The sequence below is a fragment of the Patulibacter minatonensis DSM 18081 genome (assembly GCF_000519325.1).
GTDB lineage: Bacteria > Actinomycetota > Thermoleophilia > Solirubrobacterales > Solirubrobacteraceae > Patulibacter > Patulibacter minatonensis.
Map to the genome: position 1 here is coordinate 4,437,139 of NZ_KI912613.1, position 21,319 is coordinate 4,458,457.

13 protein-coding genes are annotated in these 21,319 nt (G+C 74.9%); 3 read left to right on the top strand and 10 right to left on the bottom strand.

The features are described from left to right. Positions 1-150: 150 nt before the first annotated feature. The 6 genes from dnaE to PATMI_RS32095 form a co-directional block, all read right to left on the bottom strand. On the bottom strand, positions 151-3,735 hold the full coding sequence (gene dnaE, locus PATMI_RS0120715; protein WP_026912275.1) for a DNA polymerase III subunit alpha: 3,585 nt from the start codon (positions 3,733-3,735) through the stop codon (positions 151-153). A 115-nt stretch (positions 3,736-3,850) separates the two neighbouring features. Further along, the gene (locus PATMI_RS0120720) at positions 3,851-4,396 is read right to left on the bottom strand and encodes a hypothetical protein (RefSeq protein ID WP_026912276.1); all 546 of its coding nucleotides are present in this window, start codon (positions 4,394-4,396) and stop codon (positions 3,851-3,853) included. A 10-nt stretch (positions 4,397-4,406) separates the two neighbouring features. Then, positions 4,407-4,601, bottom strand: coding sequence for a hypothetical protein (locus tag PATMI_RS0120725; RefSeq protein ID WP_026912277.1), 195 nt, complete (start codon positions 4,599-4,601; stop codon positions 4,407-4,409). A 71-nt stretch (positions 4,602-4,672) separates the two neighbouring features. Further along, positions 4,673-6,016, bottom strand: coding sequence for an argininosuccinate synthase (locus PATMI_RS0120730; RefSeq protein ID WP_084270130.1), 1,344 nt, complete (start codon positions 6,014-6,016; stop codon positions 4,673-4,675). Between the two features lie 120 nt (positions 6,017-6,136). Next, on the bottom strand, positions 6,137-7,396 hold the full coding sequence (locus PATMI_RS0120735; RefSeq protein ID WP_026912279.1) for a hypothetical protein: 1,260 nt from the start codon (positions 7,394-7,396) through the stop codon (positions 6,137-6,139). Beyond that, positions 7,393-8,736 carry a hemolysin family protein gene (locus tag PATMI_RS32095; protein WP_157260887.1) on the bottom strand — a complete coding sequence of 448 codons (1,344 nt, stop codon included), beginning with the start codon at positions 8,734-8,736 and terminating at the stop codon, positions 7,393-7,395. The genes PATMI_RS0120735 and PATMI_RS32095 overlap by 4 nt, the downstream gene beginning before the upstream one ends. A gap of 67 nt (positions 8,737-8,803) precedes the next feature. On the opposite strand from PATMI_RS32095, the gene PATMI_RS35190 reads away from it, so the two are divergent. Next, positions 8,804-9,700, top strand: coding sequence for an alpha/beta hydrolase (locus PATMI_RS35190; RefSeq protein ID WP_051472107.1), 897 nt, complete (start codon positions 8,804-8,806; stop codon positions 9,698-9,700). A gap of 28 nt (positions 9,701-9,728) precedes the next feature. Here the strand turns inward: PATMI_RS35190 and PATMI_RS35195 are convergent, their stop codons facing one another. Continuing rightward, positions 9,729-10,352, bottom strand: a complete 624-nt coding sequence (locus tag PATMI_RS35195; protein ID WP_026912280.1) for a DUF4389 domain-containing protein — start codon at positions 10,350-10,352, stop codon at positions 9,729-9,731. Positions 10,353-10,498: 146 nt separating this feature from the next. Between PATMI_RS35195 and PATMI_RS0120755 the strand changes: the two genes are divergently transcribed. Then, a complete protein-coding gene (locus PATMI_RS0120755) occupies positions 10,499-11,143 on the top strand; it encodes a hypothetical protein (protein WP_026912281.1) in 645 nt (214 codons plus the stop codon). A gap of 55 nt (positions 11,144-11,198) precedes the next feature. Here PATMI_RS0120755 and PATMI_RS0120760 read toward each other — a convergent pair whose 3' ends face one another. From PATMI_RS0120760 to argJ, 3 genes are all read right to left on the bottom strand, one after another. Beyond that, entirely contained in the window at positions 11,199-12,392 is a 1,194-nt protein-coding gene (locus tag PATMI_RS0120760) for an aspartate aminotransferase family protein (RefSeq protein ID WP_026912282.1), read from the bottom strand. 28 nt (positions 12,393-12,420) lie between these two features. Further along, positions 12,421-13,317, bottom strand: a complete 897-nt coding sequence (argB, locus tag PATMI_RS0120765) for an acetylglutamate kinase (RefSeq protein WP_051472108.1) — start codon at positions 13,315-13,317, stop codon at positions 12,421-12,423. A gap of 69 nt (positions 13,318-13,386) precedes the next feature. Then, on the bottom strand, positions 13,387-14,682 hold the full coding sequence (gene argJ / locus PATMI_RS0120770; RefSeq protein ID WP_051472109.1) for a bifunctional glutamate N-acetyltransferase/amino-acid acetyltransferase ArgJ: 1,296 nt from the start codon (positions 14,680-14,682) through the stop codon (positions 13,387-13,389). 317 nt (positions 14,683-14,999) lie between these two features. Between argJ and PATMI_RS0120780 the strand changes: the two genes are divergently transcribed. Further along, positions 15,000-21,275 (top strand): COG1361 family protein, encoded by a 6,276-nt coding sequence (locus tag PATMI_RS0120780; protein ID WP_026912286.1) that lies wholly within the window; start codon positions 15,000-15,002, stop codon positions 21,273-21,275. Positions 21,276-21,319 lie beyond the last annotated feature (44 nt).

Below are 21,319 nucleotides of genomic sequence, written 5' to 3' on the forward strand. Positions count from 1 at the left end.
TCGGCCCGGACCGCGGTCCGCGACGCCGAACGTCCACGAAGTCGACGGATGTCCGACCGGCGAGCCGGCGGCCCGTGCGGCGATCCGCGGCGCGACGGGCCCCTCCGCCGCCGGTCGGGCCGGCCGCCGACCGACGGGCCGGCGAGCGCCCTACGCCGCGACGGGCTCGGCGGTGCCGACCGGCGCCGCGGCGGTCGCCGGCGGGGCGCCGAGGGTCAGGGCGCCCTCGCCGAACAGGCGCTCGAGCTCCATCTGCAGCGTCGCGTTCGGCGCCACGCGGTACTCCGGCCCGAGGCGCAGGGTCCGCGGACCGCCGGAGGTCGAGACCGTCAGGACGACCACGGTCTCGCCGCGGTGGTCGGTCAACAGGTGCTTGAGCCGCGAGAGCGCGGACTCGCGGATCGCGGTCCCGTCGGCGCGCACGAAGAGCTCCGTCGGCGCCGCGGCGGCCACCCGCTCGGCGCGGCGCTCGTCCGCGGCGCCCGCTGCGGCGGCCATCTCCTTCTCCGTGGGCTCGAAGACCTTGGCGCTGTTGACGAGGACGGTCGCGCGCTCGTCGTCCTTGAGGTCGACGCGGCCGCGGATCAGCACGACGGCGTCGGGCTGGAGGATCGGCTCGAGCTCCGGGGTGCCCTTCGGGAAGACGACGATGTCGACCGACCCGTCCGTGTCCTCCAGCACGCCGCGGAGCATGACGTCGCCCTTGCGGGTGTTGATCCGTCGGATGCCGGCGACGATGCCGCCGACCTGGATCCACGAGTCGTGCGGGCGCGAGCGGAGGTCCGAGAGCCCGCACTCCGTCTTCTTCGCCAGCGCGTCGCGGACGTCCTTGAGCGGGTGCGCGGAGAGGAACAGGCCGATGACCTCCTTCTCCATCGCCAGGAGCTCGCGCTGGTCGAACTCGACCGTCGGGATCGGCGGGTGGGTCGACGTCTTCCCCGCTCCCCCGGTGTCGGCGGCCCCGCCGTCGTCGCCGAAGTCGAAGATCGAGCCCTGGCCGGCGGCGGCGTCCTGCTGGACCTTCTTGCCGACCTGCTGGGCGTCGTCGACGATCGCGAGCATGCCCTTGCGGGGCGCCCCGGTGGACGTGAACGCGCCGCAGCGGATCAGGGAGTCCAGGGCCTTGCCGTTGACCGCCTTGTGGTCGACGCGCTCGCAGAAGTCCCACAGCGACGTGAACGCGCCGTCCTCGCGGGCGGCCTTGATGGCCTCCACCGCGGAGTGCCCGACGCCCTTGACGGCGTCGAGGCCGAAGCGGATCTCGCCGTCGTGGACCGTGAACTCGTGGTCGGACTCGTTGACGTCGGGCGGCAGCACCGCGATGCCCATGTCGTCGCACGTGTTGAGGAAGAACGGGACCTTGTCCTTCGTCGACATCACCGACGAGAGCAGCGCGGCCATGTACTCGGCCGGGTAGTTCGCCTTCAGCCACGCGGTCCGGTACGAGACGAGGCCGTAGCAGGCGGCGTGCGACTTGTTGAACGAGTAGTTCGCGGCGTTGAGGTTGGTCTGCCAGAGCCAGTCGACGACGCCCGCGTTGGTGCCCGACTGCAGGCAGCCCTCGCGGAACGCGGGCTCCAGCTCGGCCATCTTGTCGAGCTTCTTCTTGCCGATCGCCTTGCGGAGGTCGTCCGCCTGACCTGGCGTGAACCCCGCCAGGTCGCGGGCGATCCGCATCGACTGCTCCTGGTACAGGATGACGCCCTTGGTCGGCCCGATGATCGGGGCCAGACGGGGGTCCGGGATGTTGATCGTGTTGGGGTCGTGCTTGCCCGACGCGTACGTCGGGATCTGGTCCATGGCGCCCGGGCGGTAGAGCGCCACCAGCGCGATCAGGTCGTCGAACTCCGTCGGGTTGACCTGGCGCATGGCCTTGCGCATGCCCTCGGACTCGAACTGGAAGACCCCGACCGAGTCGCCCCGCGCGAGCATCTCGTACGTCGGCCGGTCGTCGAGCGGGATCTCCGAGATGTCGATCCGCTCGCCCGAGGACCCCTCGATGATCTTCAGGGCGTCCTGGATGACGTCGAGGTTCCGCAGGCCCAGGAAATCCATCTTCAGCAGGCCGAGCTCCTCGACCGGCCCCATCGGGAACTGGGTGACCCGCTTGTAGATCTTCTCGCCGCGCTCGTCGACGGTCTTGGAGTCCGTGATCTGGATCGGCACCACGGACGAGAGGTCGCGGTCCGAGATCACGACCGCGGCCGCGTGGATGCCGGCGTTGCGGACGGTGCCCTCGAGGCCCATCGCGACGTCGAGGACCTGCTTGGCGATCGGGTCGGAGTCGTAGACGCCGCGGAGCTCGGTGCCCTCCGCCAGGCACTTCTCCAGCGGCGGCGTCTTGCCCATGATGGGGTCCGGGATCAGCTTCGCCAAGCGGTCGCCCGTGGCGTAGTCGAAGCCCTGCACCCGCGCGGAGTCCTTCGTCGCGTTGCGCGGCAGCATCCGGCCGAACGTGACGATCTGCGCGACGCGTTCCTTGCCGTACTTGTCGGTCACGTACTTCATGACCTCCTCCCGACCACGAACGGAGAAGTCGATGTCGATATCCGGCATCGACACGCGGTCCGGGTTCAGGAAGCGCTCGAACAGCAGGTCGTACTTCAACGGATCGAGATCCGTGATCCCCAGGCTGTACGCGATGATCGACCCCGCCGCCGACCCACGGCCCGGACCGACCGAGATGTCGTGGTCCTTCGACCACTTCACGAAGTCGTGCACGATCAGGAAATAGGCGTCGTAGCCCATCTTGTTGATCACCGCGAGCTCCATGTCCGCCCGCTCACGCGCCGCACCCGGGATCGGATCGCCGTACCGCGCGATCAACCCCTGCCGCACCAGCTCCCCCAGGTACGCCTGCTCGTCCTCGCCCTCCGGCAGGAAGCGCGGCAGCAGCGACCCCTCGTTCAGCGGGATGTGGACGTCGCACCGCTCAGCGATCTCCAACGTCGTCGGGATCGCGTCGGGCCACTCCGCGAACTGGTCCTGCATCTCCTGCGTGCTCTTGACGTAGAACTCGTTCGTCGAGAACGACATCTTCGGGTTCGCCAGCGTCGACTGCGTCTGCACGCAGAGCAGCGCCTCGTGCGTGTCGTAGTCCTCGCGGTGCAGGTAGTGCACGTCCGTCGTCCCGACCAACGGACGACCCGTCTCGCGCGCGATCCGCACGATCCCCTCGTTGCACTTGTCCTGCAGATCGATGCCGTTCTTCTGCACCTCGAAGTACACGTTGTCGCGCCCGACCACGTTGAACAGATCGTCCACGTGCGCCCGCGCACCGTCGACGTCGTCGTCCGCCAACGTCGTGCACATCCGCGACGCCAGGCACCCCGTCAGCACGATCAGCCCCGACGAGTTCTGACTCATCTGCGCCAGATCGACGCACGGCTTGCCGCGCCGCACCCCGTCGGTGAACCCCAGCGACGACAGCCGCATCAGGTTCTTGTAGCCCTCCGTCGACTGCGCGATCACCGTCAGGTGGTTCGGCTTGACCTTGTCCTTCGACGCATGGTCGTCGACGAGGTACAGCTCGCACCCGATGACGGGCTTGATCCCTTCCTTCTTCGCCGCCTTGTACAGCTCGACGACGCCGTTCATCACGCCGTGATCGGTCAACCCGATCGCCGGCTGATCCAACTCCGCCGCCCGCTTGACGAGCTTGCCGATGTTCGGCTGACCATCCAGCAACGAGTACTCGGAATGGACGTGGAGATGAACGCAGGAACCGGAACGCACGCCGCCAAGAGTAGGCGCCGGACCGGACGTCGCGGGGGTCGGCGGGCGGGGTCGCGGGGTGGTCCTCGAAGACCCCCTGCTCAGCGCGGTGACGGGGCCCGCGGCCGGCCGGTGGTCAGGCGCCCTCGGGGGCGGGCGGTGCCTGCGCCCGGAGCCGTTCCGCAGCGTCCTCGAGGCCCCGGATGACCTCGTCCGCGGCCTCCAGGCGGCCGCCGGCCAGGAGCTCGCGCGCACCGCGCGCGAGCTCGCCCATCCGGATCGACGGGTCCAGCGCGCTGCGGGAGCGGACCGCGACGGCGTCGATCCGGGGCGCCTCGGCGGCGGTCGCCCGTTGCCGGTCGTGCCGCACGGCGACGGCACGCACCGCGTCCAGCTCGCCGCCGAGCTCGTGCAGGCCGCGCCGGAGCGTGGCGATCATCGCGTCACGCTCGCGGACGTCGGCGGCGCGGGCCCCGGCGGTCGCGGCGGCACGGGCCTCGAGCAGCGCGACGCGCGCGGACGCGACCTCGGCCATGGCCTCGGCGTTCTGGGCGCGCGCCTCGGCGCGCTCGCGGCGGAGCGCCTCCTCGCGCAGCCGGAGCTCGAGCTCCGCGGCCCGGGCGAGCGGTCCGACCGCGGACAGGCCGTCCGCGGGGTCGCGGACCTGGTGGACGGGCGTCACCGGCGGGGCGTCAGGAGCCGGGGGTCTGCTGCGACTGCGACCGCGCGTACGCGAACGCCCCGCCACCGGCGGCGACGAGCGCGAGGACGACGGCGCCCTTCTTCGCCTTGGACCGGAGGCCCAGCCGCTTGGCGACGTACCACTTGGCCGCCTTCCAGGTGACCCAGCCGAGCAGCGTGTAGAAGCCTCGTTCGGAACGGCGCATCGACCGCAGACTAGCGACCGCCGTGCGGCGTTCCCGCACGACGTCGTGCGGGAGCGCCGCCCCTCGACCGGCTACTCGGTGCCGGTGCCGGTGTCGACCTTGCCGTTGGCCAGCTGCCACGCGAGGCGCGACTGGAGGGACCACAGCTCGATGAAGCCCGGGGAGGCGTCCTGGGCGAACAGGCCGCCGGAGGCCGAGAACGATGCGAGCTGCGCGTCGTAGACGGCGTTCGGCGACTCGCGCGTGACCACGCGGGCGGAGCCCTTGTAGAGCTTCATGCCGATCGTGCCCGTGACGCGGAGGTTCACGTGCTCGATGTAGGCCTGGATGTCGGTGCGCAGCGGCTCCCACCAGAGGCCGGCGTACACGAGGTAGGCCCACTTCTGGTCGAGGCCCGGCTTGAACTGGTTCTGGTGGATCGTGCCGACGAGCCGCTCGAGCTCCTTGTGCGCCGGCAGGATGATCGCCGCGGCGGGGATCTCGTAGATGTCGCGGACCTTCAGCCCGACGATGCGGTCCTCGATGTGGTCGAGGATGCCGACGCCGTGCTTGCAGCCGAGCTCCGCGACGCGCTCCAGCAGCGGCACGATCTCGAGGCGCTCCCCGTCCAGTGCGACGGGCACGCCGGCCTCGAACGTGATCGCGACGGTCTCGGACTCGTCGGGCGCCTCCTCCGGGCGCGTCACGAGCTGGAAGACGTCGTCCTCCGGCGCGTGGCCGAGGTCCTCGATCCAGCGGCCCTCGGACGAGCGGCCCCAGAGGTTGTCGTCGATCGAGTACGGGGCGGGCTGGCCGGCCGGCGCGTTCTTGACCGGGATGCCGTGCTCGCGGGCGTAGGCGAGCTCCTCGTCGCGGCCCATCGCCCAGGAGCGGACCGGCGCGATGACCTTCAGCTCCGGCGCGAGCGTGGCGATCGTCGCCTCGATGCGGACCTGGTCGTTGCCCTTGCCGGTGCAGCCGTGCGCGATCGTGTCGCAGCCGTGCTCGCGGGCGTACTCGCAGGCGAGCTTCGCGATCAGCGGCCGGCCGAGCGACGTGAAGGCCGGGTAGCCGTCGCCGTAGTTGACGTTCGCCTTGATCGCGGGGATCAGGTACTCGTCGGCGAACTCCTGGCGGGCGTCGTGCACGATCGCCTCGACGGCGCCGAGGGTGCGGGCCTTGCCGGTGACCTCGTCGTAGTCCTCGCCGGGCTGTCCGAGCTCGATCGTCAGCGCGACGACCTGGGCCTGATACTCGTCCTGGATCCACTTGAGCATGACGCTCGTGTCGAGGCCGCCCGAGTACAGCAGGAGGACCTTGCGGACCTCGTCCTTGTCGGCGAGGTAGGACGCGACCCGCGTACGGCCCGGATCCGCCACGCGTCGTACTTCCGTGTGCTCGGCGGAGGTTTCGGGCGGCGTGGGCTGATCGGTCATACGACGGCGTAGGGTACCGGCGCGGCTCGCGCGCCGGACTGCGCCCCGCGGACGGTGTCCGGGGTGCTCCCGCGGCCCGCCCGGACCGACGGGCTCGAGCCTTCGGAGGGGGCGGTGCGATCAGCGCCGCGCGGCGCCGGAGGACGGAGTCCCGGGGGCCGTCGCGTCCCACAGCAGCCGGCGTCCGGACATCACCCCGGACCCGTCGGCGCCCTCGGCCTCGAGCGTCGCCCGGAGCGCCTCGCAGCGGTGGCGCAGGTCCGGATCCGGGTCCAGGACCTGCCGGCACGCGCCGCGCACCACGCGGTCGCTGACCCACCACCAGGCGCCGCCGGACACCACGGTGAAGGTGACCGCGGCGCCCACGCCCCACGCCGCCGGGCTGCCGTCCGCCGCCGACGCGGCCGCGAGCCCGAGGCCGAACGTCACCGCCGCGGCGAGCAGGTTGCCGACGAGGAACACCGCGCGGGCGCCGCGCCCGTGCGCCGGGGCGACGGCGAACCACAGCGCCCAGCGGTCGTCGGTCTCCAGACGTCCCGACGCCCCCGTCGTCTGGAGCACGACGAGTCGGCGCCACCCGGTGACGCCGCCGGGTGGGGCGACGAGCAGCCGCTCCCGGCCGTCGTCGTCCCGGACCCCGAGGACGCCCGGCGCGTAGACCGCGTCGCCCACCTGGTTCGTCGCCCACAGGCCGGCGTCGCCCGGCTCCCGGACGCGCCACGGCTCGTCGGCCGCGGGCCCGCGCGTCGGTCCGGAGGGGTCCGTCGCGGCCTCCGGGGTGCCCGGGGCCGCCGCGCGGGGCGGGTCCGGGTCGACGGGCCCGGTCCACCACAGGCCCCGCAGCTCCTCGAGCCGGGCGAGTGCGGCGTCGTCCCCCGCGAGCGCCGCCCGCGCGACGTCGAGGATCGGACCGTCGACGACCCGCACGGCCCCGTCGACCGCCACGCCCGCCAGGCCGAGGCGCCCGATGACCGTCACCCCGGCCGCGATCAGCGCCAGCGCCGCGGCGACCGCGACGAGCGGCCCGAGCGGGACCGGTCTGCCCGCGAGCAGGTCGAGGAGCACGAGGACCGCGAGGAGCGCGGCCATCGACCGCGACGCGGTCAGGAGCACCGGCGGCATCGCGTGCGCCTGCCCGGGGCCCGCCCAGCGCCGCGCGACGGCGAGGGTCACGTCGTCGGCCAGCGCCGGCCGCGAGACCACCCGGGCCGCGGCGAGCCGCTCGTCCGCGTCGGGCGCGCCGGGGCGCTCGACGAGCAGGACGTCGTGCCCCTCGTCGGTGGTGGCGCCCAGCACGCCCGGGACGAGCTCCCGGACGCCCCCGGGGACGCCGAGGCGCGGGCGTCCGCGCACCGCCTCCGGCAGGCGCCCGCCGCTCACCCGTCGTCCCCGCGCGCCGCGCCGAGCAGCCGCAGCCGGCGGATCCGGCCGTCGCCCGTCTCCTCGACCCGCAGCGTCCGCCCGAACAGCTCGAGCTCGTCGCCGACCTCCGGCAGGCGCCCGAGGGTCTCGAGCAGGTGGCCGCCGACGGTCGCTTCGTGGAAGTCGTGGTCGGTGGTCGGGTCGTGCTCGGCGCCCTCCACGCGGACGAGGAGGTCGTGCATGCCGGCCTCGCCGTCGACCACCAGGTCGTCACCGTCGGGCCGGACCAGGCGCTCCTCGTCGTGGTCGAACTCGTCCTCGATCTCCCCCACGAGCTCCTCGATCACGTCCTCCATCGTGATCAGCCCGACGGCGGTGCCGTGCTCGTCGACGGCGATCGCCAGGTGCTGGCGGGCGCGGCGCATCTCGCGCAGCGCGACGCCGACGAAGGTGGCGTCGCCGACGCGGACGACGGGCCGGGCGAGGCCGACGAGCGCGGAGCCGTCGTCGCGCAGGAGCGCCGCGAGGAGGTCCTTGGCGTGGACGACGCCCTCGACCTCGTCGAGCCCGGCGCCCTCGGGGCACAGCGGCAGGCGGGTGACCCCGGTCTCGACCGCGACCTCCGCGGCCTCGGCGACGGTCAGCGCGTCGCTGGCGACGATCGCCTTCCGGCGCGGGACCATGACCTCGCGGACGCGGCGGTCGTCGAACTCGAAGACGTTCTCGGTCAGGCGGCGCTCGATTGGGTTGATCTCGCCGCCCTCGTCGGACTCGCGCAGGATCTGGAGCAGCTCCCGCTCGCTGAACGGCGACGACCCGGCCTCGCTCGCGGGCGGGATCCCGAACGGCTTGAGCAGCAGGTTCCCCAGGCCGTTGAAGAGCTGGACGAGCGGCCGGGTGAGGAGGAAGAAGATCCGCAGCGGCGGGACGACGGCCAGGACGACGCGGTCGGTGCGAGCGATCGCGGCGCTCTTCGGCGCCAGCTCGCCGACGATCACGTGGAGCATCGTGATCAGGGCGAACGCGAGCACGCCCGCGATCCCGACGCTGCCGATCCTGGCGCCCTCCCCGAGCACCGGTTCGAGGAGCTCGTGGAGCGCGGACTCGCCGAACGCGCCGAGGCCCAGCGACGCGAGCGTGATCCCGAGCTGACAGGCCGCCAGGTACGAGTCGATGTGGGTGACGGCGTGCCGGACCGACTGGGCGCCGGGGCGCTTCCCCTCGACCCAGTCCTCGATCTGGCTCTCGCGCACGCGGGCGATCGCGAACTCCCCCGCGACGAAGAAGGCGTTGGCGAGGACGAGGAGGAGGGTGCCCGCCAGCTCGAGCGCGACGGTCCCTCCGGAGGCGAGCGGCATGAGCCCCTGACGGTAGCGGGCGGCGTCTTCCGAGCACCGCGGCGGCCGACCCGCGAAGATGCCGCCGATGCCGACGCCCGGGTCCACGACGCCGCGGGGACGGGCGGTGCGCCGCGCCGTCCTCGCCCTCGTCGCCGTCTTCCTCGTCGCGACGGCGGCGGCGCTCGTCGTCCGCTCCGGGTCGGGGTCGGACCTGCCGCCCGTCCGGGTCGACCGGGCCTCGACGGCGGGGACCCGGGTCGACCGCTACGACCTCGACAGCGTCGCGGCCGACCGGTCCCTCGTGCAGACCGTGGTGCGGCCGACGGGCGACGTCCGCGGACGTCCGCTCCTCGTCCTGCTCCACGGGAAGTCGCAGGACCCGGCGGTCCTCGCCGGCGGACCGCTGCGCGCCGCCCTGGCCGCGCTGGGCGACCGCGCGCCCGTCGTCCTGCTGCCGGCCGACGACGGCGGGTCCTACTGGCACGACCGCCGGAGCGGGGCGTGGGCGCGGTACGTCCTCTACGAGGCGATCCCCGCGGTCCGCCGGCGGTACGGACTGGACGCCCGCCGGCAGGCGATCGGCGGGTTCTCGATGGGCGGCGCGGGCGCGTTCGCGCTGGCCCGCGACGCGCCGGGCCGGTTCTGCGCCGTCGGCGGCCACTCGGCGGCCCTGTGGACCGATCCGGACGCGACCGCACCTGGGGCCTACGACGACGCGGAGGACTTCGCGGCGAACGACCCGGTCGGACCGGTCGTGCGCCGGGAGACGCAGCGCTACGGCGTGCCGCTGATGCTCGACGCGGGGACCGACGACCCGTTCCTGGCGGCGGACCGCGCGTTCGCGACGGCGCTGCGCCGACGGGGCGAGGACGTCCGGTCCACGACGGGCCCGGGTGGGCACGAGCTGCGCTACTGGGAGCGCGGCATGGCGTCGTACCTGCGGTTCTACGCGCGGGCGCTGGCCCGCTGCGGCCGGCGGTAGCCGGACGCGACGGGCGGGGACCCGAGGCTCAGAAGCCGGCGACGCCGGTGGTCGGCGTCGTCGGCGCCTGGTCGGCCGGCTCGTTGGCGAAGCCCGGGAAGGCCTCCGTGAGCAGGAGGAAGTAGCAGGCGGCGCGCATGATGTAGCCGAGGCAGAACGACATCGCGCCGTGGACCCCGTCGGGCAGCTTGCCCGTGAAGAGGACCGCGAACCACGCGACGACCGCGAGCAGGTACAGGAAGATCGCGATGAAGAACCCGATGAAGTACACGGCGATCAGCGGGATGATGCGGAAGAAGACCAGCGCGCGGCTGTAGGACGCCTTCGGCGGGCCGATCTGGAAGACGACCGGGTACTCCGGGTGCTCGCCGCCGTCGAACGGCGGGTACTGCGAGACCGCGACGAGGCTGTACGCCTGGTACCGGGCGAGGAACCGCACGAAGCCGGCGTTGAAGTCGTAGAGCCCCTGCGGGTACCTGCCCGTGAAGAGCAGCGCGAACCACGCGATGATCGTCGCGAAGTACGCGGCGAAGCCCCAGAGTGCCCCGACGACGGCGTGCGGGATCGAGCAGAAGTAGCGGAAGAACGTGGTCAGGCGGCTGGCGCTCGCCTCGTTGGTCGCCGAGTAGGCGGTCTCGCCGGGTAGTGGCATGGAGGACTCCGGGTGGTTGTGACGCAGCTCTGGCGCGTACGTCGTTTTCGGGGCGGTTGTACCAGTCGCGACGGACGGCCGGTCGGAATATCCGGGTGGTCCCCGACCATCCGTCCGGCGCCGCCCCGACCGCTACCGTCACCGCCGTGGAGCCGATCCCGATCCAGCAGGCGCGTGCCCGCTACGCCGAGCTCGTCCGTGCCCCGCGCGACCTGCTGGAGCTCGCCGATCCGCGGGACGACCGCGCCCGGCTGATCCCCGCGTCGACGCTCGTGTTCGCCCTCGGCGCGTGGGAGGCGTTCTGCGAGGAGCTGCTGCGTGCCGCGGCCGTCGGCGTCGTCGGCGCGGCCCGCCGACCGGAGGACCTCCCCCGCGCGGTCCGGGAGACCCTGGTCGAGATCGTCGGCGAGCCCGGGGAGCCGTGGGAGCACGTGCTGCGGCGGCTCGGCGGCGGCTGGCACCGGGCGGCCGTGCGGCACCTCGGCCGGGCGCTCGAGCACCGCTTCCGGCACTGGAACACGCCGAGCGCGGCCGGTGTCGACCGGCTGGCCGAGCAGGTCGCCGGCATGCCGCCGATCTCGCCGCGCTGGCCGACGGTGGACGGTCATCCGGGCGCCGACGTCCTCGACGACGCGATCCGGCGACGGGGCGAGGCGGTGCACCTGGCGCGCATCGACTTCGGCGCCGACGTCGTCGTCCCCGTGCTCGACCTGCTCGACGGCGTCGTCGACGTCACAGCGAGCACCGTGGCCCGGCGGATCGGGCATCTGCCGCCGGTGTCGTCGGGCTGACGGGCGGTCGCCCCTCGTCGCTTCGGAAGCGACTCGCGGGGCGGCGCCGCGCGGGTCAGCGGGCGGCGAGGCCCGCCGCGATCCGGGCGACGCCGTCGTCGATCTGCTCGTCGGTGATCGTCAGCGGCGGCAGCAGGCGCAGGGCGCTCGGCGTCGGGCCGTTGACCCAGACGTCGTGGTCGGTCACCAGGCGGAGCGCGAGCTCCCCCGCGCTGCCGTGGCGGGCGACGGCCTCGGGCGTCAGCTCCGCGGCGAGCATCAGGCCGCTGCCCCGGACGTGCTGGACGTCGGGATGCGCCTCGAGGCCGGAGCGGAAGCGGTCGCCGGCCTCGACGACGCGGGCGAGGAAGCGGTCGTCCTCGATCACGTCGAAGACGGCCAGCGCCGCGGCGCACGAGAGCGGGTTGCCGGCGAACGTCGAGCCGTGGTCCCCGGGCTGGAGGACGTCGTAGAGGTGCGGGGCGGTCACCAGCGCGCCGATCGGCAGGCCGTTGGCGAGCGCCTTGGCGACCGTGATCGCGTCGGGCACCACGCCGGAGGCCTCGTAGCTCCACATGGTGCCCGTCCGGCCCATCCCGGACTGGACCTCGTCGACGATCAGGAGCGCGCCGTGGGCGTCGCACGCCTCGCGCGCCGCACGGAGCACGTCGTGGTCGATCGGCAGCACGCCGCTCTCGCCCTGGATCGTCTCGAGCAGGACCGCGGCGGTCCCGTCGCCGACGGCGTCCTGCACCGCCTCGACGGTCGGCGGCACGGCGCGGAAGCCGGCGACGAGCGGCGCGAACGGCTCCTGCTTGGCCTCCTGCGGCGTGGCGGACAACGCGCCGTAGGTGCGGCCGTGGAAGCCCTTGAAGAGCGACACGATCTCGCCGCCGCGCTTGTTCCGGCGCGCGAGCTTGATCGCGGCCTCGTTGGCCTCGGCGCCGGAGTTCTGGAAGAGGACGCCACCCCCGAGCGAGCTCGTCGAGAGCCGCTCGGAGAGCCGCGTCGGGCCCTGGAGGTGGACGAGGTTGCTCGTGTGCAGGAGCTTCCCGGCCTGCTCCTGGATCGCCATCGTGACCGCGGGGTGCGCGTGCCCGAGGGACGTCACGCCCAGGCCGCACAGGAGGTCGAGGATGCGCCGGCCGTCGACGGTGTGCAGCCAGACGTCGGCCCCGGACTCGACCGCCACGGGCAGGCGGGCGTAGTTGCGCAGGACGTGGCGGGACTCGAGGTCCTCGAGCTGGGCGAGGGTCAGCGGGGCGCTCATGCGTGGGGTCCTCCGTCGGGGACGCGGGTCACCGCGCGGGCCGGATCTGGGTGCCGCAGCCCTCGTCGGTGAAGAGCTCCAGCAGCACCGAGTGCGGCTTGCGGCCGTCGACGATCGACGCGGCGCCGACGCCGGAGTGGACCGCGTCGACACAGGCCTGGAGCTTCGGGCGCATGCCCCCGGCGATCCGGGGCAGGGCCTCCTCGACCTCGTCGGTGCTCGCCTGGACGACGAGCGAGTCGGGGTCGTCGACGTCGCCCAGCCAGCCGGCGATGTCCGTCAGGAAGATCAGGCGCGTGGCCCCGAGCGCCCGCGCGACGGCGGCGGCGGCCTCGTCGGCGTTGACGTTGTGGGCCTGGCCCGACTCGTCCGAGCCGACCGACGCGATGACGGGGACGAAGTCCTCCGCGACGTGGTCGATGACGCCGGTGTCGACGCGGGTGACGCGGCCGACGAAGCCGACGTCCTCGCCGCTCGGGCCAGTCGTGGTCTCGACCTTGAAGAGGTTGCCGTCGTCGCCGGAGAGCCCGACCGCGGGCTGGCCGTGGCGGTTGATGCGGACGACGATGTCCTTGTTGACCTTGCCGACGAGGACCATCTTCGCGACCTCGACGGTCGCCTCGTCGGAGACCCGCAGGCCGCCGCGGAACTCGACCGGCAGGCCGAGCCGGCCCATGAACTCGGTGATCGCGGGACCGCCGCCGTGGACGACGACGACGTTGACGCCGACGTACTTCAGGAGCGCGATGTCGCGGGCGAAGTCCTCGCGCAGCTCCGGGTCCGTCATCGCGGCGCCGCCGTACTTGATGACGACGGTGCGCTCGCGGAACTGCCGGATGTAGGGCAGGGCCTCGAGCAGGGTGCCGACGTCGCGGACGCCGAGCCCCGTGGAGGCGTCGGGCGTCGGGGCGTCGGGGTCGTTCACGTGGGCAACCCTAATGGCCGGGCCGGTTCCGGGGGCGTGTGACGGTCGTCCGGTGCGGGTTCGAACCGGTCAGGTCGTGTACTCGGCGTTCAGCGTCACGTACTCGTGGCCGAGATCGCTGAAGTAGACCTCGGTCTCGTTCGCGAAGTCCTGGCCGGCCGACGCCGCCCCGAGCGTGATGTCGTACTCGACCTCGACGCCCCGGACGAGCGCCTCGAGCGCCGGGCGGTCGAAGACGACCTCCTGGCCGTCGCGGCAGACCTCGATCCCGGCGATCCGGACCCCGACGGGGTTCAGCGCCGGACCGGGCAGCACGGCGCCGACGGCCTGGACGATGCGGCCCCAGTTCGGGTCGCCGCCGTAGAGCGCGGTCTTCACCAGCGGGCTGTTGGCGACCTGGCGGGCGACGCGCTCGCACGCCGGGCCGTCGGCACCGCGGACCGTCACGCGGCCGACGCGCCGGGCGCCCTCGCCGTCGGCGGTGATGAACAGGGCGAGCTGCCGCAGGAGCGCGTCGAGCGCGAGGCCGAAGCGCTGCTCGTCCGGCGTCCCGGGCTCGACGGCGACGCCGCTGGCGCCCGAGGCGATGAGGACCGCGGTGTCGGACGTCGAGAGCTGCCCGTCGACCGAGATCCGGTCGAACGAGCGCTTGACGCAGACGCCGAGGAGCAGGTCGGCGGTCTCCGCGGAGAGCTTCGCGTCCGTCGTGACGAAGCAGAGCATCGTCGCGAAGCTCGGCTGGATCATCCCCGCGCCCTTGCAGACGGCGTGGAGCGTGACCTCGCCGCCCTCCAGGGCGACGGTCAGGGTCGCCGTCTTCGGGAAGAGGTCGGTGGTCTCGATGCCGCGGCGGAAGTCGGCGTCGCCGTCCTCCGCCAGGGCCTCGCCCGCCGCCGCGACGCCCTGGGGCACGACGTCCATCGGCAGCGGCACCCCGATCACGCCGGTGGCGCAGACGGCGACCCGGTCCTCGGCGACCCCGGAGGCCGCGGCGGCGGCCGCGCGCACCTGGCGGGCGGTCGTGAACCCGTCGCGGCCGGTCCCGGCGTTCGCGTTGCCGCTCGTGATCACGACGGCGCGCAGGGCGTCCAGGCGCGACTCGTCCTTCGTCACGAGCACGGGCGGCGCCGCGGTCCCCGACCGGGTGAACCGCGCGGCCGACACGGCGTCGGGCGCGTCGCAGACCAGCAGCGCCACGTCGGTCCCGCCGGACGGCTTGATCCCCGCGGCCACCCCCGCGGCGCGGAACCCCTTCGGCAGCCCGCGGTCGGCGACGCCGACGACCGAGTCCGGCACCTCGACCCATCGGGAGCGGAAGAACGGGGCGTCGGCGGGCGGGTTGGAGGAGGTCGCGGGCACGGACATCGGGGGGCGAGTCTAGGCGGGCGGCCGCCGCGCGGCGGCCGGGTCCGACGAACGGATCGCCCCGAAGCTCAAGGTTCGAGCCCGACCTGCCGATCGATGAGCACCCGTGCGCCCGTGCGCGCGACCGTCCCCCGGAGCAGCCGCGTCCCGCCGTCGCGTCTCGCCGTGGCGGTCCGCGGTCCGGGATCCGGCGCGACGGTCGGGATCCGACCGCTCGGTGCACGACGTCGCCACGAAGGGCTCAAGGTCCGGGCCGTCCGTGCCGATGGGACGAAAGTCCCCTCGGGCGCGCGTGCGCCCGGACCCAGGAGCCCGCCGTGCCGTCCCGTCCCGCCCGTCGCCCAGCCGCCGTCGCGCTCGCCGCGGGCCTCGCCGCCGCCGGGGCGTTCGCGCCGTCCGCGCACGCCGGGGTCGTCGGTCCGGACGTCGTCCCCACCGTCGAGGGCCGGGGCACCGCCACGGGCGGCGGAGCGGCGCAGTTCGTCGTCCGGACCCGGAACGTCGGGACCGCCGCCACCTCCGGTCCCGTGGTGCTCGCGCTGTCCGGCCGTGCCGTCGCGTCGGCGGAGACCCCGGGGTGGACCTGCTCGGCGGACGACGCGTCGTCGGACTCCCGGACGTGCACGCTCGGCCGGGCGCTCGGTGCGGGCGAGTCCGCGCCGGACCTGACCGTACGGACGACGGCGGACGGCGACACGTCCTCGCGGGCCGAGCTGTCCGCCCGGGTGACCGCCGGGGGCGGCACCTCCTACCGCCCGAGCCTCGCGACGGTGCCGGTGCTCCCGGCCTCGCCCGTCGACGTCGGCCTGACCGCGACCGCGGCGCCGGCCCACCGCACCGGGGAGCGACGTTACGCGCTCGTGGTGCAGAACGGTCCGGACGCCGCCACCTCGGCCCCGCTGGTCGTCACTGTCCCGCACAGAACGGGCGACCTGCCGCTCACGGCGCTGTCGGGCACGGGCTGGACCTGCGACCGGGCCGCGGCGCGATGCACGTACGCCGCGACGCTCGCCGCCGGTGCCGCCGCGCCGCCGATCGAAGCCCGGACCACGCGCGCCAAGGTGCCCGAGGCCTGGGAGGAGCCCGCCGACGACGGGATCGCCGCGGTGCTCTCCGGCGGCGGGGACCCGGCGACGGACCGGGCCGACGTCACCACCGCGACCGGGCCGTCGTCGTACGTCGACCTGACGCCCGTCGTCGACGATGCGGGCGCCGCCACGGGCGGCGCTCGACGCTTCTCGGTCCGCGTCCACGGGATCGGCCCGGCCGACAGCACCGGCGTGATCCGCGTCGCGTTCACGCGCGGGCCCACGGACGCGCTCGACACCGGCCTGCGCGCGAGCGGCGCCGGCTGGATCTGCGACCAGGGCACCTCGTCGTGCACCTACGCCGGGGTCGTGCCGTCCGACGGCGACTCCCCGCCCATCGAGGTGGTGACGCCGGCCGGTGGCGGAACGGCAGGGCCGAGCCTCATCGCCCGGGTCACGGGCGGGGGCGACGCCGGGAACGAGGGCGTCGGCCCGACGGGCAACAACAGCGGCACGGCCTCCGTGCCCCCGGTCGTCGGCGGTCTGGAGCTGCAGATGCGGGACCGGACGCCCGCGCTCCGCCCGCGCACCACCAGCGCGACCCTGCTGGCCCGCAACGTCGGGGCGGACGACACCACGCCGGTCGAGCTGCGGCTCTTCCTCGGCGACGCGCGCGGGGACGGCTGGACGTGCACGGGATACCGGCTCTGCCGGCACGCGCCGCTGCGGGCCGGTGAGTCCGCCGCACCCCTGCGGCTCACCGACGAGGTCCCCCTCGCCTCGCACACGTTTCCGTACGACGCCGGCTCGTTCGGCGCCTCGCTCTACGCGACGGCGCAGTCCCACGGGGACGTCGGGGTCGGGACCAGCACCGGGGTCGGTTCGACCGCCGCCGACCTGGCCGTCGAGGTCGCACCCGGCGCCGCGCCGACCGCCGGGGGCCCCGGCCGGTTCACCGTCGTCGCCCGCAACCGCTCCCCGAAGCCGCTCACGGAGCCCGTCACGGTCGCGATCGACCACCGCGACGCCCCCGCCGCACGGATCACCGGCGACGCCTGGGTCTGCACCGAGCGCGACGAGTCCCGCACGAACTGCACGCACGCCGCACCGCTCGCCGCCGGATCGGCGCTGCCCGCCCTCGCGGTGGACTACGTCGCGCCGACGGCGGGCCGCGACGACCGCGTCGCCGTGACCGCGCACGCCTACGCGAAGGACGGCGCGCTGCAGGACCTCGACGCCGCGACGCGCGGAGCGACGGCGTCCGTGCCCGTCGTCGGGACGCCCGTGGACGCCGTCGTCACCGTGGAGGACCCGCGCCCGCAGGTCGGCCCCGCCCCCGGGACCGCGTCGCTCGTCGTGCGGAACGCCGGATCCCGCGCGGCGACCGGCCCGGTCCGACTGGAGCTCTCCGGCGGGCGCGGCGTCAGCGGCGACGGGTGGTCGTGCACGCGTCGCTGCGTGCACCCCGGCCCGTTGCCCGCGGGCGGCGCGCTGCCGCCGGTCGGCGTCCGCGTGACGCCGGACACCGACGACCCGACGACCACGAAGCTGTTCGCGCAGGTGGTCGCGCCGGGCGAGTCCCGCACCGGCAACGACGAGTCGATCCTCGCCATGCCGGCCGCGACCGACGCCCGCGGCCGCCGACTGGCCGTGTCCCTGCCGGCGGGCCCGATCGAGTCCGAGCGCGGCGACGCGATCACCGTCTCCGCCCGGGTCTCCGCGTCGGCGCCCGCCACCGAGCCCCTGTCGCTGGGCGCGACCGCCACGCCGGGACTCGTCGTCGAGGGCCTCGCCGCCCCCGGTCTCGTCTGCACCGACCCCACGACCTGCCGGTGGGAGAGCGGCCCCGCGGCGGGCGAGACCCGCGAGGTCGTGGTCCGCGCGCGGATCGCCGACGACGCGACGGGACCGCTCGCCCTCGGTCTGCGGGCGACGTCCGACGCGCCCGACGTCTCCCCCGGCACCGCGTCGCTGCGGGTGCTGCCGCGCGGGGCGGGCGCCGACCTCGCCGTCACGGCCGGGGACGCGCCGCCGGTCGCCCTCGGCGGGCGCTACGCGATGCCGCTCGTCGTCCGCAACGGCGGCACCGCCGACAGCCCCGGGCCGATCACGGTCTCCTACGGCGCACCCGCCACCCCCGGCGCGGCGTTCCAGGCGTCCGGTCCCGGCTGGGACTGCGCCGAGCTGCGGCAGTGCGTCTGGGCCGGCGGCCTCGCGGCGGGCGGGACGCTCCCCGAGATCGTCGTCCGCAGGCGCCCGTTCGCGACGACGGTCAACGGCGGCGTCGAGCAGATCACCGCCACCGTGTCGGACGACGCCGACACCGTCACGACCAACGACGCGGCCGAGGGCGCGGCCCGCGGGACCGGCGCCTCGGCGGCGGACCTCGCGATCAGCGCCACGCCTGCCGCCCCGTCCGTCAGCGACGCGCGCGGCACCTTCGACGTCCGGGTCCGCAACGTCGGCGGCCGGCCCACGACCGACCAGGTCGAGGTCGACGTCGACACCGGGACCCTCTACGGCTCCCTCGACGAGCTGTCCGGGTCGATCGTGGCCGCGACCGGTGACGACTGGCGCTGCTCCGGACGCAGCGCGCGCTGCGTCCTGCTCCGGCCGCTGGCGGCCGGCGAGGAGGCACCGCCGCTGCGCACGTCGGTCCTCGCCCCCGGCTTCCCCGACGCGTCGCAGGCCACGGGCCGCGACCGCCTGACCTCGATCCGTGCGCAGGTCGCGGGCGGCGACCCCGACGGCTCGCGTTCCGACGACCGCGCCGTCGCCGGCAGCGGCGTGCGACTCGCCCCCGGACCCGATCTGGTCCCCTCGGTGGGCGCCGCCGACGTCGCGGACGCGAGCGGCACCGCGACGTTCGAGGTCCGCATCACGAACGCCGGCACGGCACCGACCACGAACGGCGTCCAGGTCGACTACGGCGACAACGGCCTGGGCGCGCGGCCGCACGACGCCGCCGGTGACGGCTGGTACTGCCCGGGCGTCCTCGGCGGCCGCGGCAACGAGGGGCACTGCACCCTCGACCACGAGCTCGCGCCCGGCGAGACCGCGCCGGTCCTCCACGTCTCGTCCGACCACGACGCCCGCGACGACGCCGACCGGATCCGGCAGGACGTCCGGGTCACCGGCGACGACGGCGGCTGGACGGCCAACGACGCGGTGACGGCCTACGCCCCGGTCCGTCCCACCGGCGCCGGCCCGCAGCTCGTCGCGAGCGTCGACCAACTGGCGCCCGGCCGGGTCGGGACGCCTGTCGCCGGTCGCGTGCGCGTCCGCAACGTCGGTGACCTGCCGGCGGTGGCCGCGGTCCGCGTCGACGTCGAGACCGGTACGGGCGGCGACGTCACCGGGCCGGGATGGACCTGCACGGCGCTCCAGGCCGGGGTCTCCCGCTGCGCCCGGCCCGGCCCGCTGCTCCCGGGTGCCGAGGCTCCCGCCCTCCGGGCCACGGCGGCGACGCCCCCGAAGGGCCGCACGACCGACGTCGCCCTCCGCGCCGGGGTCGTCGCGCCGATCGGCGACGTCGGTGCGTTCTCCGGCGGCTTCGTCGCTGCGTCGGCCACGAAGCCCGGCGGGGTCCCCGCCGCGCTCGGCGTGCTGCTGACCGGAGGACACCCGCTGCGTCCGGGCGGCTCGACCACCGCCACCGCCGTCGTCCACAACACCGGGGGTGCCGCGTTCCCCGGCGACGTCACCGTGACGCTCGGCGCCACGCACGGCACCGTCGACGCCTCCGACCCCGGAGACGGCTGGACGTGCGGGACCGACCGTCGCTGCGTGCACGGCGGACCCGTCGCGCCGGGGGCGGACCTGCCACCGATCGGCCTGACGGTCACCGCGCCCCGCGGGCCCGCGTCGGCCGGGACGACCGAGGTCACCGCATCGCTGCCGCCCGCGGGCTCTCCGGCCGCCGCGGACGACTGGTCGACCCACGACGACGAGGCCGTGGTCCAGGTGGGCGTCGGCGACGGTCCGACGGACCTCGTCGCCCGGATCGTCCCGGAGGCCCCGCCGGTCCGCGGGGCGACCGCCTCGGTCCTCGTGCACGTCCAGAACACCGGACCGGTCCCGGCGGCCGCGGACACCGTCCTGACGCTGACCTCGTCGGTGCCGGGCGCACGTGCCGAGGGCGACGGCTGGTCCTGCGACGGGCTGCGCTGCACGCATCCCGGCCCCGTCGCCGGCGGCGCGTTCCTGAAGACCGTCCGCCTGACCGCCCCGGTCCCGGGCGACGCACCCCGTGACGCGATGTCCGTCACCGCGTCGGTCGTGAACGCGGACGACGACGCGACCGGCAACGACGCGTCCCGCTGGAGCACCGGCATCACCGGCGCCCCGTCCGACGGCGGCGTCGCGGCGTCGCCCTACTACGCCGTCGCGTCGGCACGTGCACGGGTGCTCGCCGGCGAGACCGGGCCGTTCCAGCTCGCCCTGAGCGGCATCGCCCCGATCGCCGGCGAGGAGGGGACCGTCGTCGCGATCCTGCCCGAGGGCCTGACCTACGCGGGCGGCCCGAGCGGCGCCCCGGCCCCCCAGGTCGACGGCCGGCGGCTCACCTGGCGGGTCCGGTTCCCGGACGAGGGGGCCGACGCGGTGGTCCCGTTCGACGTCGCGATCGACCGGACGGTGCGACCCGGGTCCCTGCCGATCGAGACCACGATGACGTCCGACGCGCTCGCGTCGCGCCAGCGCCGCACGGGCGCGGTGGAGGTCACGGACGCGCCGGCCCAGGTGACCGGGGTCGCCCCGAGAGCGTTCGACGACGCCGCGCCCACGACGGTCGCGTTCTCGGGCGACCTGCTCCGCGACCGCGACGTCTTCGAGCTCGTCTCCGGGAGCACCGTGCTCCGGGCCTCCGCCCAGACGGGCGACGACCACGTGGTCACGGGGACCGTCGACCCGCGTGGTGTCGCCCCGGGTGTCTACGACGTCGTGGTCCGCCGCGCGGTCGGCGGCACCCTCACGCTGCCCGGCGCGGTCACGATCAGCGCGGCGCCGAAGCAGCCGGACCCGCCCGCCGACCCGGGCAGCGGCGGGGGCGGCACGCCCGCTCCGGGCGGCGGGACGACGGGGCCCGACACCGGAGGCGGTTCGACGACGACCCCGACGACCGACCCGGCGGCGGCCCTGGCAGCGCTGCTCGCCGGCCTGGGCGCGCAGACCCCGAAGCCGGCGCCCGCGCCCGCCGCACCGGGCGCCGCCCCCGTCGCCGCGAGGGTCGCGTTCTCGGGCACCCCGCGCGCGCCCCGGACCGCGGCGCTGGCCCGCTCCGGCTGGCTCGTCTCCGTGCGCACCACCACCGCCACCGCGATCCGCGCCGACCTGACCGCGGACGCCACCACCGCCAAGCGCCTCCGACTCCGCCGCGGAACCGTCCTCGCGACCACCACCACCGGCCCCCACCTCGCAGGCACCGTCCGCCTCCGACTCCGCGTACCCACCGCCCTGCGCACGAAGGTCCGCCGAGCCAACCGCATCACCGGCACACTGCAGGTCCGATCGATCTCCTCGACCGGCCCCGCGAGCACGAAGCGCCGGGTGACGATCCGCCGCTGAGGCCGACGACCTCCCGACCGTCGGATTGAGCGTCTGGGCGCCAC

What these genes read in the sequence shown, in the direction of transcription:
- PATMI_RS0120760 (WP_026912282.1), bottom strand. Translation starts at nt 12,392, where the DNA reads ATGAGCGCCCCGCTGACCCTCGCCCAGCTCGAGGACCTCGAGTCCCGC.
- PATMI_RS35190 (WP_051472107.1), top strand. Translation starts at nt 8,804, where the DNA reads ATGCCGACGCCCGGGTCCACGACGCCGCGGGGACGGGCGGTGCGCCGC.
- PATMI_RS0120730 (WP_084270130.1), bottom strand. Translation starts at nt 6,016, where the DNA reads ATGACCGATCAGCCCACGCCGCCCGAAACCTCCGCCGAGCACACGGAA.
- PATMI_RS0120725 (WP_026912277.1), bottom strand. Translation starts at nt 4,601, where the DNA reads ATGCGCCGTTCCGAACGAGGCTTCTACACGCTGCTCGGCTGGGTCACC.
- argJ (WP_051472109.1), bottom strand. Translation starts at nt 14,682, where the DNA reads ATGTCCGTGCCCGCGACCTCCTCCAACCCGCCCGCCGACGCCCCGTTC.
- PATMI_RS32095 (WP_157260887.1), bottom strand. Translation starts at nt 8,736, where the DNA reads ATGCCGCTCGCCTCCGGAGGGACCGTCGCGCTCGAGCTGGCGGGCACC.
- PATMI_RS35195 (WP_026912280.1), bottom strand. Translation starts at nt 10,352, where the DNA reads ATGCCACTACCCGGCGAGACCGCCTACTCGGCGACCAACGAGGCGAGC.